The 13821-nt window shown below is 48.3% G+C and carries 5 protein-coding genes; all 5 read right to left on the bottom strand.

The features are described from left to right. Positions 1–52: 52 nt before the first annotated feature. The 5 genes from LQ777_RS22085 to LQ777_RS22105 all read right to left on the bottom strand — a co-directional run bounded on the left by LQ777_RS22085 (position 53) and on the right by LQ777_RS22105 (position 13398). Complete coding sequence (locus tag LQ777_RS22085) at positions 53–1408, bottom strand: vanadium-dependent haloperoxidase (protein WP_232560105.1); 1356 nt, start codon at positions 1406–1408, stop codon at positions 53–55. Between the two features lie 101 nt (positions 1409–1509). Beyond that, positions 1510–4869 carry a VCBS repeat-containing protein gene (locus LQ777_RS22090; RefSeq protein ID WP_232560106.1) on the bottom strand — a complete coding sequence of 1120 codons (3360 nt, stop codon included), beginning with the start codon at positions 4867–4869 and terminating at the stop codon, positions 1510–1512. Positions 4870–4920: 51 nt separating this feature from the next. After that, positions 4921–8385 carry a VCBS repeat-containing protein gene (locus tag LQ777_RS22095; RefSeq protein WP_232560107.1) on the bottom strand — a complete coding sequence of 1155 codons (3465 nt, stop codon included), beginning with the start codon at positions 8383–8385 and terminating at the stop codon, positions 4921–4923. A 206-nt stretch (positions 8386–8591) separates the two neighbouring features. Continuing rightward, positions 8592–10079 (bottom strand): RagB/SusD family nutrient uptake outer membrane protein, encoded by a 1488-nt coding sequence (locus LQ777_RS22100; protein ID WP_232560108.1) that lies wholly within the window; start codon positions 10077–10079, stop codon positions 8592–8594. Positions 10080–10182: 103 nt separating this feature from the next. Further along, a complete protein-coding gene (locus LQ777_RS22105; RefSeq protein ID WP_232560109.1) occupies positions 10183–13398 on the bottom strand; it encodes a SusC/RagA family TonB-linked outer membrane protein in 3216 nt (1071 codons plus the stop codon). Positions 13399–13821: the final 423 nt, after the last annotated feature.

A 13821-nucleotide genomic window follows, 5' to 3' on the forward strand; every position in this document is an offset into this window, starting at 1 on the left:
TCTAAAAAGAAGAACCGCTGGATCAGCGGTTCTTCTTTTTAGGTTGTACTTACTATCGGCTAGCGACAGCCGTTTTTCTGGTCTGTATTTTCTGAATTACCCACTTACCAACTTTCTCTCCTTCCACTTGTCCATTCTCTAATGCCGAGCGGTAGTGAATTCCGCCGTACATACGACTAATTGAGGCTTCGTCAGCCGCGTTCCGGAATGAAGTAAACGAGCGTACCCCGTGACCGTATGGATGCTCCGTTGAGTCGGTGAAAGCAATATTATCACCAATCAGGTTGGTCAGTACAGTAGCCGCTGCGGTCGAAATAACACTGTGCCCGCTAGGATATTCGGGAAAAGGGGGTGTTTGTAAGAACGGCGTCCATTTGGGATCGATCGATTTATTGATAACCGTTTCGGGCCGAATGGTCTTCGTTCGGTATTTTTCGTCCCAGCAGGAAATAAAGCCATCGGACAGCGCAAACGAAGTTAATGCATACGCTTCAACGGTACGCATCATGTTCAGCTTCTTCTGCCGTGCTACCGTTTCTGCGATAGCGAGCCAATGCCCGCCGGGTGTCATTTTCTTACTGGCGTACATCACGTGGCCAGCTACGTTCATAACGAACGCATTATCATCCCAGAAGTAAGCAATGTCCTGCTCTTTCTTATTTAGTTTTTTGCCGACCTGATATACTTCGTCGAGTTCCTTTTCGTAGGGTGTGCCTTTCTTCAGACTGAAAGGAAAGGGTCGAGGAGGCATAAACTGATTACAGGTATCCATGGCCCAGCAGCGCAGTTTGTTCCATTGAGGCTCCGCAGCATCCATATAAGCGGGCGGTGTCGGTACCCAGGTTCCTTCTTCATTCGTCACGGTATGTTTGAAGCCGCGCGTCTGTTTGTAACTGTCTTTGGCCGCGTAATCCAGAATATGCTTAGCGACCGCTTCACCATACGCCATCGACCGCTCGTAAACCTCATCTGGTACACCATCTTTTTTGTACTGCTCGTAGAAAGGCTTCTCGAAGGTATCGTAAAATTCAACGGAGAAGGTTAGCGCCCGCGCAACCGTCAGAAACGCGTGGGTACTGGCCAATGGAAAGCAGTACTCCTGACCAGGCTGTGGCTTAGGGCTTGCCTGAAAACGCTTTAGTTTACCACCCAGTGATTCGTATTGGGGGTCAAAAGGAACGAGTGCTTCGTAACCAGCTAGATTGGCATAGGAATAGATTCGGCTCGCTACCGGTGGCGAAAAAATATCGTGAATGATAACCTCCGTTAGTTTATTCAGAGCCGAATTATAGTATTCCGGATTAGACGCTTTAGCATTATATTCAGCAGGAGATGCGGACTTTTGACAGCCAACTACGGCTACCCAACAGGCAGCCAGCAGGCAACTAAATCGAAGGGTAAATTTCATAGAATCAGTAACAAGTAAGACGGTACAAACTGGATTTCAACTAATCCATACGTACAAAATTAACGGAAAATACGGGACAAAACGGAGTATCTTCGACTACTTTATTTCAAAAGCAACGGCTTAAAGAGCTGTATACCTGCGCTGTTACGGGCAACGGCGATCAGCATTCCTTTTGTCGTACGAAGGGGACGAATATCCCGGATTTCCCCATTCAGCATAAAGCCAGTATCGACTGGTGATAAGGCCGTAAAATGCCCTTTCCCGTCATTTTGTAAGACTAAGCCATAGTTGGCGTCGTACCGCCCCTGATAGGTACTGACATTATAAAAATTGCCGCCACCCAACACATCCAGATCGCCGTCCTGGTCGATATCAATTGCCTGTAACGCAAAAAGCTTCGATACCTGCGCCATCATCGGAAGTTCGTGCACGACAAATTTACCGTTTCTGTTTTCCAAATAAACCGACGCAAATTGGTTCGCAGTAAATTCCTCCGCTTCGTTCAGCTCCTGGCTGCTCAGCACGTTTTCCAGCGGCTTCCCGGCAAATGATACATAGTCGGTAAAGCGCTTGTTGATTATGCCTGGCATCTGTTTGCCCAGCTCGTCTTTGAAGGCGAGGGGATACCACTCCTTACCTCGGTTGTACGCGATGATCTGCTCCGTTGTCTGGTTGTTGTCAACGTCTTTTACCCACATGCGCAACTGTGAGTCAGGTGTCTTCCGAAGCTTCGTGTTTGTTCCCAGATTGCCCGCTACAAGATCAATATCGCCGTCTCGGTCAAAGTCAGCGGCAATAATGCGCTGAAAAAAGCCATTTAATGGCGTTTCGCTTTCGGTGATCGTGCTAACCTCCGAAAGTTTGCCTTTATCATTGGCGAAAATCTTGATCGGCATCCAGTCACCGGCCAGAATCAAATCCTGATCTTTGTCGCCATCGTAATCGGCCCAGACAGCATCGGTAATCATTCCCGCCTTTCGGAGACCGCTAGCCAGTTTATCCGTCTGATCGGAGAAGTGTCCTTTTCCGTCATTGATCAGCAGGTAGGAGTTCGGCGACTTCCCGTAGTTGAAACCAACAACACGACCGCCAACAAATAAGTCCAGATCACCATCCTGATCGATATCAAAGGGGCGAACGCAGCTTTTGTTGTCGTACATAGGCGGAAGCGCACTGGTAGCCCGGCTAAAATTACCCTGACCGTCGTTTAGGTAAAGTCGATCAAACTGTTCGGGCATTTTATCGTAAAACTCGTTGCCACCCGATACGACATACAGGTCAAGATCTTTATCACCGTCCGCATCGAAGAACGTAGCGTCTACATCTTCATAGGTCGAATCGGCAACAAAGGCTCGTTGAACCGACGGCTTGAAACGTCCATCGGACTGCTGGATCAATAAGCTGCCAGCCTGCCACTTGGCCCCCCCGGCATACACGTCCTCCAATCCATCGCCGTTTACGTCACCAACAGCCAAATGCGGCCCTTCGGTCGATATCTCAAACGGCATCAGGGGTTCACGCACAAAATCGAAATACTCTCTGTTCTCCTTATGCTTGTACGGAATGGAATCATTCGTGGTCATATCGGCGAAGAGCGGGGAGATCGACGGAGCCGTATACCGGAAGTTTTTCCCATCCAGCTTTGCGTTGGTCTGCTGTAGTGTAATTGTTTGATTGGCCTTTACATTCCGCTGGATTTCCATCTGCTGGTTTGGCCAGATCACAATCAGTGAATCAACCGAATCATGTTGTCCAACACCAAACAGCAGTTCTGGCGCAACGGATGATTCAAACCCACGCGTCGGCATCAGCTGCTGAACAAGCGTCGTGTCCTTGTATTTGAGAATTACTTTCGCGCCTACCCCGAACGTATTTGGTGCCTCGCCTTTTAGTTTGACCGTCAGGTGTTTGTTATTCGGAAAGAGTTCGTTAGCATCGTTGCGATACAGTCCTGCCGGATCGTCAATGTTATTGGTAATCAGATCCAGATCACCGTCGTTGTCCAGATCCGCGTAAGCGGCCCCATTCGAAAAATTGGGTGTCTCGAACCCCCAGGCAATGGACTTGTCTTCAAACCGCAGACTTGGCGTTCCCCGGTACAGATAGTTATGTACCTTTCCTTCGGGCATAAGTTTCGTAGCCCGTTCATCGAGCGAGCGCGACGTTTCCATCGCATAGCGCAATGAGTCATCGGCGGCAAACTTCACGTAGTCCAGGTTGTTTGGGCGGTGAACGATGCCGTTGGCAACGAACAAGTCTTTTATTCCGTCGTTATCGTAGTCGGCCAGTAGTGGTGACCAGCTCCAGTCGGTAGCCGCCACACCCGTCATAGCCCCAACATCCATAAACTTCTTTCCTGACAGATTCAGTTGAAGGCAGTTCCGGCTATACTGGTTCATGTAACCGTGAGCCAGCTTATAAAAATAAATGTCCAGCGGATCTTCACCAAGCGATGATTTTTCGACGGTTTCATCTTCCGGGTACATGTCAAGCGTCATGACATCGGCAAAGCCATCGTTGTTTACATCAGCAATGTCGTTACCCATCGAGAATCGGCTGGTATGCTGAAACGCTTTTCGAACACTTTCCGTAAACGTACCATTCTGATTATTAACGTAGTAGTAGTCGTCCTCGTGGAAGTCGTTCGAAATGTACAGATCTTCCCATCCGTCGTTGTTCAGGTCAGCGACGGATATGCCTAAGCCATAGCCCATAGCTGCCCCGTAAATTCCAGCTTTTTCGCTTACGTTAACGAAACGGGCCGTTTTGCCAGCTGGTGCTTTCCCCGCTTTGGTTACTAACTGATTTTCGTACAGATAGTCGCCTGACTCGTTATGCCGCAGATTACGAGCCGTTACACGATCATAGCTACGAGACGTGTGCACGGCATGATTTAACAGGTAGCAATCGAGGTCACCATCGTGGTCATAATCGAAGAAGGCAGCCTGCGTTGAAAAGCCCGTAAAATCGAGTCCGTAGTCAGCCGCTTTTTCGGTGAATGTACCATCTCCGTTGTTGATGTATAACTCGTTAGCCCCTTCAAGACCTCGGAAATTACCGACGGCGCAGACGTAAATATCGAGGAATCCGTCACCATTTACATCCGCCATCGTTGAGCCGGTCTGCCAATCCGAAAACCCCTCAACACCCGCTTTGGCGGTTATATCCTCAAATTTAAAGTTTCCTTTATTAAGGTATAACTTGTTTTTTCCCTGGTTCGAGACAAAGTACAGATCGGTCAATCCGTCATTGTTGATATCACCCGCTGATACCCCGCCCCCGTTGTAGAAGTACAGGTAATCGAGAATATTTAGCTTTTCGGAAGGCACCAGACGATTTGCAAATGAGACACCCGTCTGGGTGGAATCAAGAGACTGAAAAAGCGGCTTTTCTGACTTGAATGAATTACAGCCTGCCAGCAGTGTACTGGCAGCCAGCATCAATAAACCAATTCGTTTCATTATAGGCGAGTCGTTGACACCTTGCTGCTTACCGCCTGGTGTCAACTTTTTTTAGCGTGCCATAGCGGTTCTGGAACCGTTGGCAGTGGGTGTTTTAAGCGTAAATAATTGCGCGCGGTCGTTGTTCTTCGCCAGAATCAGTTGTCCCTGCGCCAGGCGTTTCATCCGTCGGACCTGACCACGTACAAAGAAACCCGATACGGCGGGATTAATTGACGTGTATTTTACAGAATGCTGTTTGGCTTTTCCTTCGTTTCGTAAGATAACTCCATAACTAGCGTCGTAACGGCCAATTTCGGGCAGCACATCGAAGAAATTACCCGCCAATGCCAAGTCGGTTCGACCGTCGCCGTCGTAATCGAGGAATGTCGCATTGCACATGGGCGAAAACTGGGCTTCGGCCGGTAGCGTTTGCAGGGTAAGCTTACCTTTTCCATCATTCACCAGCAGTACGGACCTGCTTATAAACGATTGCTTGACGACAGCCTGCTTTAGCTGATCTTCATCCAGTATGTCCGTGATTTTTTTACCAGCATAATCATTGTACTTCACGTATTTCTTTTTGATGCTAGGCATCTCTTTCTGCAAATCATGTTTCAGTACCATCGGGTACAATTCACCCGTTTCGTCGGCGCAGTTGATAATCTGCTCCATGGTGCCGTTGTGATCAAAATCTCCCGCGTAGAGTTCAGCGGGTACCGTCTGACTTACCCGAATGCGCGAATTAAGGCCTAAGTTACCGACAACCAGATCCAGATCGCCATCCCCATCCGCGTCGCCTGCCGTTACGCAGTTCCACCAGCCGTTGGTTTTTAAGGCTTCTCCATTGATCCCGGTGATCGTCATCACCGACGATTGACTCAACTTACCGCGCTTGTTTTCGAACACGCGTATGGGTTCCCAATCACCGACAACCAGTAGTTCCGGGTACTGATCGCCGTTGAGGTCGGCCCAGGTAGCAGCCGTAACCATACCCAATTGATCCACTTCGGGCAGGAATCGTTTGGTATAGTTTTTAAAATTTCCGGTGCCATCATTGGTGAGCAAATAGCTGGCGGGATTGACGCCATACTGACCCGGAATCATTCGAGCGCCAATAAACAAATCAATATCACCGTCCTGATCGTAGTCGGCAGCGGCTACGCACGAACCACTCGCTTTTAAATTAGGCAGGTTCGTTTCTGAACGGGTGAAACCCCCTTTCCCATCGTTCAGGTACAAACGGTCCAGCAGTTCATCAGCATCAGCGCCAAATTCGTTACTCCCTGATACCACATACAGGTCGAGATCCTTATCGCCGTCAGCATCGAAAAGTACGGCGTCTACAGCTTCATAGGTCGTGTCCTGCCTGATTGCCGTTGGCGTTTTATCCGTAAACGTACCCCCTGCCTGCTGCACGAACAGTTGATGTGATTGGCCGCTTGCTCCACCAAAGAATATATCGTCTAAACCGTCTCCATTCACGTCGCCGGTAGCCATTGCCGGGCCCTGCGTAGAAAATTGCTGCTTCAACAACGCATCGCGATTGTAATCGACAAAGGGACTTTCCTTGTGGGTGAACGCTAGTCCCGCAGCGAGCGTATTATCCTGAAAAACGGGCTTTTGAATGCTACTGGAAGGCTTCCATATCTGGTTAGCATCCTGCTGACGAACGGTCAATAGCTGATTCGCTTTGGGATGCAGTATGGTCTGCATTTTATCATCGGGCCATACCACCACAACCGAATCAATCTGCGGCTGATTACCCAGGCCAAACACCATGTTCAAATCGACGGACGACTGGAATCCACGATTCGGCATCTGCTGTAACAACTGCATCCGCGAACCCGTCGAATCCCCCGACTGATAAACCATCACTTTGGTTCCGATAGCGTCCTGGTTTAGGCCCTGCCCTTTCAGCTTTACTTTTAAATAATTCGTGCTGCGCTTTTCCGTCGATTGATTTTTATAAACGGCGACGGGCGAATTGACATTATTTACGATCAAATCCAGGTCGCCGTCATTGTCTAAGTCTCCATAGGCGGCCCCGTTCGAAAAATCGGGTTCCGAAAGTCCCCAATCCAGCGCCTTGTTCGTAAACTGTAAGTTTCCGTCGTTGTGAAAGGCGTAGTTCGGAACGGCTTCCGAGGGCGCTTTATCCATGAAGTCTTTGAAATTAACTCCCCCCTGCCGGGCAATCTGAGCCATGTTTTCGCTATCGCCCAAAAAGTTGATGAAGTCCTGATTCGTTACATCTTTCGCGATTCCATTCGCGACAAAAATATCTTTAAGACCATCGTTGTCCATGTCGAATATCAACGCGCCCCAACTCCAGTCCGTCGCATCAACACCCGAAAAACGCGCTACATCGCTGAAAACAGGTAGTCCGTTGTTATCCGGCTGATTGCCGTTGTTCAGATGCAGCATGTTCTGCATAAACTGGTAATGGAAATCGCGACCGAGCTTAAGCTGTTCCAGATCGTGGCTTTCGAACGTCGACGTTTTTTTCAGGCGCTGGTCATTACCGGGCAGCATATCGGTCACAAAGATGTCGAGCTTCCCGTCATTATTGACGTCGGCCACATCCGCTCCCATTGATGACAGGCTGATGTGCGGCATCGCGTCTTTTATCGACTCTCGAAACGTACCGTCGTGGTTGTTAATGTACAGATAATCCCGCTCGTAAAAATCGTTGGAGATGTATACATCCGGCCAGTTGTCTTCATTTACATCACCAATGGTAATGCCTAGTCCGAAACCGATCAGGCTTCCATAAATTCCTGCCTGCTCCGATACATCGGTAAAGGTGGTCGAAGTAGTTGCTTTTCCCTTGCTCCGCTCTATCGTCCAGTTACGGAATAACTTATGCCCGCCCAACGAGTCCCGCTGATCCCGTATGTTGGCATAGGATAATCGTTCGACAGGCAAGAAACTGTTGTTGAGCAGATACATATCCAGATCACCGTCGCGGTCGTAATCGAAGAAAGCCGCGTGTGTCGAGTAGCCTTTATCGTTCAGACCATATTCGGCGGCTCGTTCCGTGAAGGTTGGGACACCATTCGCATCGTTACCGTTATTGATGAATAGCTCGTTTGCCCGATCATCACCCGGCTGGTTACCGGCATTACACACGTATAGATCCAGCCGTCCGTCGCCGTTAACATCCACAAACGTAGCGCCCGTGCTCCAGGCCCGCTTACCAGCCACTCCTGCTTTCGCCGTGATATCGTCAAACTGGAAAGACTCCTGCCCCTTCTCCGATTTATTCAGGTATAACTGGTTATCGCCCATGTTCGCGATTAGGAACACATCGGACAAACCGTCGTTGTTAACATCGCCAATAGCGACTCCGCCACCGTGATAGAAGTTACGGTAGTTGAAAACATTAAGCTCTTTGGAGTCGGTTACTGTATTGGTAAAATTAATGTGGGTTTCGTCAGGCGACAACTTACGAAACAAAGCATCAGCGGACTGCTGTTGCCCTAACTGACAACCAGCTAACAAGCTTGCCATCAGAATAATCAAACTAATGCGCATTAGTACAGCTAGATGAGAAATAAACCGTATTGAAGCGAAGGCCAAAGAAAGCATTCAGAAAATGCTGATCGTTAAGGGGCCACAAATATAACGAATCGTCAAGGTTAATTAGTCCTTTCCCGCTAATTAATTAGCTTTTAATCAGCTTATAAAACAAAAAAAGCAGACTCCGTAGAGCCTGCTTTTCTATCCGTTAATCCTAAGTATTAATAACCAGGATTTTGCTTCAGGTTTGGATTGAGGGATATCTGGTCTCTTGGGATTGGGAACAGCGTCCGGTAATCCTGTGAGGCAGCTTTCAAGCGCCATGCTTTGGTGTACTGTCCAAACCGGATCAGGTCTTGACGACGGTGCATTTCCCACGCCAGTTCGCGTCCGCGCTCTGCCAGCAGCTCATTCAACGTAAGTGTCGTCGTTGTGTAAGCCGACATACCGGCACGGGCACGAATTATGTTTGCATCCGTAACGGCAGCTGCCGCATTGCCAAGACGCAGGTTAGCTTCAGCCCGCATCAGGTACGCATCACCCAAACGGTAGATAATGAAATCGTTATCCTGCCACGAATCCTGCGTAAAGTTGTTCCGCTGAATCTGGTATTTCGCGTTCCGAGCACCAGCCGACCGACCTACATAACCAGCCTGATAAGCAAGCGTCGTTACTTCAGGATTAAGAACTACCGGTTGCGAATCATCGATCAACGGCGTACCATCCGCTTTATACTGCGGTCCAACGAGCCACATTCTTTTGCGGGCGTCTTTGTCATCGAACGAGTTATAGAACTCCGTAACTGCACAGAATCCATTCCAAGGCTGTTGCCCCAGGTTATAGGTCAGCTGATGCAGGTAGTGCAGGGTCTGCATCTGCGGGCGGAATCCAGTCCGTTTGGTGCTGCTGAACGGCGTAGCCAGAATGATTTCGGCCGAACCCTGGTTCTGAGTCGAGAAGTTGCTTAAAAAATCAGAAGCCAGTGCAAACTTGCCCGAACCAATGATCGTATCCAGACGGGTCACGGCATCTTTCCAGCGTGGGGTACCCGTATAAACCTGTGCGTTCAAGTACAGTTTAGCTAGGATCATATCTGAGACGTACTTATTCATACGCCCGTAATTCGCTCCTCCTACTGTACTCGATAAAGCAGCCCGGTTATCCAGCAATTCTTTTTCAACAAACGCAAATACCTGCGCACGGGTGCTCTGCTGGGGTGTCGATCCTCCCAACTGATTGGCAATAATTACATTACCAAACAGGTCCATCGCCTGGTAGTGGAAAAATGCCCGCAGCGTTTTCAACTCGGCAATGCTAGTCGCGTCAGTAAGCGTTCCTAGCTGCTGATTAATCGCTGTGATATTGTTATAACACCAGTTCCAACGATCATTGAATACGCTGTTATCGGTAACAGGATCCCAGGTGTGGGTATAATACCGAACCCACTTGTCGCCATCCTTCCAGTCACCTCCACGGGTAGGTACAACCTGTTCGTCCGTCGTCGTGTTCAGATCGGTCATGTTGCTCCAATAGTCACCAAGACCATTGTAAAGCGGTCCGATCAAGGCATTCCGCTGAGCTTGTGTATTGCCAAAATCACCCGATGTAGGCAATACATCGAACGTTTTTTCGGTCAAGTCTGTACAGGCTTGTCCAGCTAATAGCAGCGCTGCACAGCCCATTACGACTTTTATACTTATAGTTTTCATTGCTTTTTGAATTAGATCTTTATAGCACTTTGTTCGTAAGATTCTAACGAAGCATTCACAGACCAAGTACGTATTAACTCTTTAGATTTGTGAATGCCTAGCCTTAGAATGTCAGATTCAGACCCAACTGGAATGTACGTGTTTTTGGATAGAAACCAGCGTTAGCATCGTCCAACCCGACTGGGTTCGGAGCTTGCCCGATTGGCAGGTTACCTGTCGTTACACCACTTGATGCAGGATTCGACACTAAGCCATTGGTGTTGTTACTAGCTAGGTTACCAGCTGCCTGTAACTCAGGATCGATACCTTTGTATGCCGTAATGACGAACAGGTTGTTACCCCCCACATAAACCCGAGCACCCGAGAAGTACTTGTTTGGCCGAACGGGGACGTTGTAGCCGATCTGCCAGTTGTTCAACCGAACAAACGTACCGCTCTCGATCCAGTTGGTCGACAGTACGTTGACGCCGTAGTTGTTTGGTAGCGACGTTACGTCACGCAACATATTTGTTTCCAGGATCGATCCAGGAATCGAGTAGTTCGAACGCGTATTGTTCAGAATTTTGTTACCGAACACACCACGCAACAGGAAGTTCAAATCGAAGTTTTTGTACCGGAACGAGTTAATAAACGAACCATTCAAGAATGGCTGCGGATTACCCTGGTTGATTGGGTTGCCAGCAGCAACTGCTGCTGCGGCATCAGCCAATGCTACACTCGGCGTAGGGGTGTCGCCCGAAGCGGGACGCAACAAGGGTTGTCCATCCGAATTGTAGCTGCCAGCAAACGTGGGTACGTTGTTGAACTCGCCCAACGGACGGCCCACTGTCAGGATCGACGCGTATACGTCAGACAAGCCTCGACCACTGAACGGATTGAAGCGAACCTGACCGATGTTGAACTGATCATTCGTTAGCGATACAATTTTGTTCTTGTTGTACGAGCCAACGATCCGGGCATTCCAGTTAAAGTCGCCTTTCTTGATGATGTCGCCACCAAACGAGATTTCAAACCCGCTGTTGCTCATGCTACCAATGTTAGCCAGGATGGTATTAGCAAAGTAGTTTACTCCATCAGCAGGTACGTTGATATTATACAGCATGTCGCTTGTCAGCTTGTTATAATACTCGATCGATCCCGAGAAACGGCTGCTAAACATCTGGAAGTCGATACCAACGTTGGTTTGGCCAACAACCTCCCATTTGAGGTTGGGGTTAGCATTCTGCGTGATACCATAACCTGGCAGGAAGTCGCCGACAGTACCATCGTAGTAGGTACCTTTCTGACCATACAGCTGAGTTGATGTGTATGGGTTGATACCCTCCGAGTTTCCTGTCTGTCCCCAACCTACCCGTAGCTTCACGAAGTTCACCACGTTTGATTTGGGGAAGAACGATTCATTCGAAAGATTCCAGCCCGCAGCGATCGATGGGAAAATACCCCATTTGTTGTTCGTACCAAATTTAGAGCTACCATCCCGACGTACCGTAGCCGTCACATTATACTTGTCAACCAGATTAACCGTTGCCCGACCGAAGAACGAGATCAGTTTGCTTTGGTTCCGGTACGAGTTGGCAAACGTGTTACTTGGGTAAATCAGTGTACCACTTCCCAAACCTAAGTTGTTGAATCCAGTAGAAGTCGTCACAAAGGCGCTGTTCGCAGCGGCAAATCCATCATTGTCCAATTGCTGGAACGAATAACCGCCTAACAACGAAAGGTTACTGCTTGTACCAAGGCTCCGGTTGTACGTAAGCGTCGTTTCGAGCAGTTGGTTGAGCGTATTATACTGACGGCGTTCAGCCCGACCGTTGTTACCAGCGTACGCTTTGATAGCCGGGTTCGTTACGTAGTTATTGTTGGTCTGGTCATTCTGCAATTGAGCATTCACACCGAAGGTTAAACCGTCGATAATCTCGTAACGTAGGTTAGCACCCAAGATAGCGGTGTTACGTGTCCCATTGTTAGTTACGTTCTCCAGCATAGCAACCGGGTTGTTCAAATCGAACGCGCCACCCACTTCAGCGTAACCACCAAGGTTATTAGTCAAACTAGTAGGGTCTGTATACCGAACAGGCAACGTAGGCAGAAACTGAGCAGCACGACGCAGAATACCATTATCAGAAAATTTCTGATTGGTGCGCGTGTATTGCAGGTTATACTGAACGTTCAACCGGTTGTCCAATGCTTTCTGATCTAAGTTGATGCGGCCAATGATCCGATCAAAACCCGTGTTTTTAACAATACCCTGCTGATTGATATAATCAACCGAGCCACGGTAGCTAAATGTCTGCGAACCGCCCGATACCGCAATATTGTGGTTGTTCGTGATCGCTGTACGCGTTACCTGGTCGATCCAGTTCGTGTTGTAATAGTTTCCGCTGGCATCTTTTGGGAAACGCTGACCATCGCTAAGTGCCGAAGCCCCTTTGATTTGCGTTACCGCATTAACGTAGCCTGGGCCATCAAGTAAATCAAGGCGTCTTGAAATCGTTTCAACACCCACGTAGTTATTGAATGCAACCGTCGCCTGTCCTGCTTTACCACGCTTGGTTGTAACGATGATTACCCCGTTAGCAGCCCGCGAACCATAGATGGCCGCTGCCGACGCATCTTTCAATACGTCCATTGACTCGATGTCGTTCGGGTTTACCTGGCTGATTGGGACACCAATCATACCGTCAACTACGTAAAGAGGCTCAGAACCACCAGCCAGCGAGGTATACCCGCGCAGACGAACGGTTGGCTGTTGGTTGGGGTCACCCGATGGAGTCGTGATAACCAGACCAGCTACTTTACCTTGAATAGCCTGTAACGGGTTGGGGTTGATACCAGGGTTAAATTCTCTGGAAGTTACCTGTGCTACCGAACCTGTCAGATCTTTCCGTTTCGCAGTACCGTAACCAACGACAACGACTTCTTCAAGTGCTTTAGTGTCGTCCGCCAGTTTTACGTCAACCGAAGACCGGTTACCAACAGGTACTTCCTGGGAGGTGTAGCCAATGAAACTTAGTACAAGCGTGGCATTGTCAGGCACATTGTTAAGCGTGTACTTACCGGATGCGTCTGTGTTTGTCCCCCGCTGTGTACCTTTAATTTGTACACTTACCCCCGGCAAGGTAGCTCCTGACGGATCAGTTACTGTACCTGTTACAGTCCGTCCTTGCGCCCATGCCGCCGAGTTGCTCAACAGCAGCATCATTACCAGCATTGTCAGGAAGCTTCCCAAAGCGTTCCGTCCAAACAGCTGGGGTTGGGGAGTCCCAACCTGACCTACGTAACCCGCGAAGCGGCTCATTTTGTAGGATTTGTCCATCATAGGTTTTAGTAAAAATTTGAAAATAGTAAAGAGATTTGCTAGTGAAAGCTAATAAACTAAATACTCTTAAATTATGTTTTGTCGCCTTTAAGTACAATTTTTAAGAATAGAAGAACCGAACGTACTTACGTAGGAGTATAGCAACTAGGCATGAATTTATAGAATATATGCTTGAACCAGCGAGCAAATTACTAAACGACATATCTAAAATCCAAGCTTAAAAGGTTAATATTAGCTTAGGGAAAGACAATATTGTATCAAAATTATTGTTAAAAATTCCCAGTAAAATACCACTAATCCGATAGGAGTATAAATACTCTGAAGCCTATCCCCTTGATTATAAATGAAATGATTCTTAAGATAAGTATAAATATTTATAAGTTTTCCGAGTTTCGTTACTAATAGAATTTCATAGGCTCACAC

The organism is Spirosoma oryzicola (assembly GCF_021233055.1).
GTDB lineage: Bacteria > Bacteroidota > Bacteroidia > Cytophagales > Spirosomataceae > Spirosoma > Spirosoma oryzicola.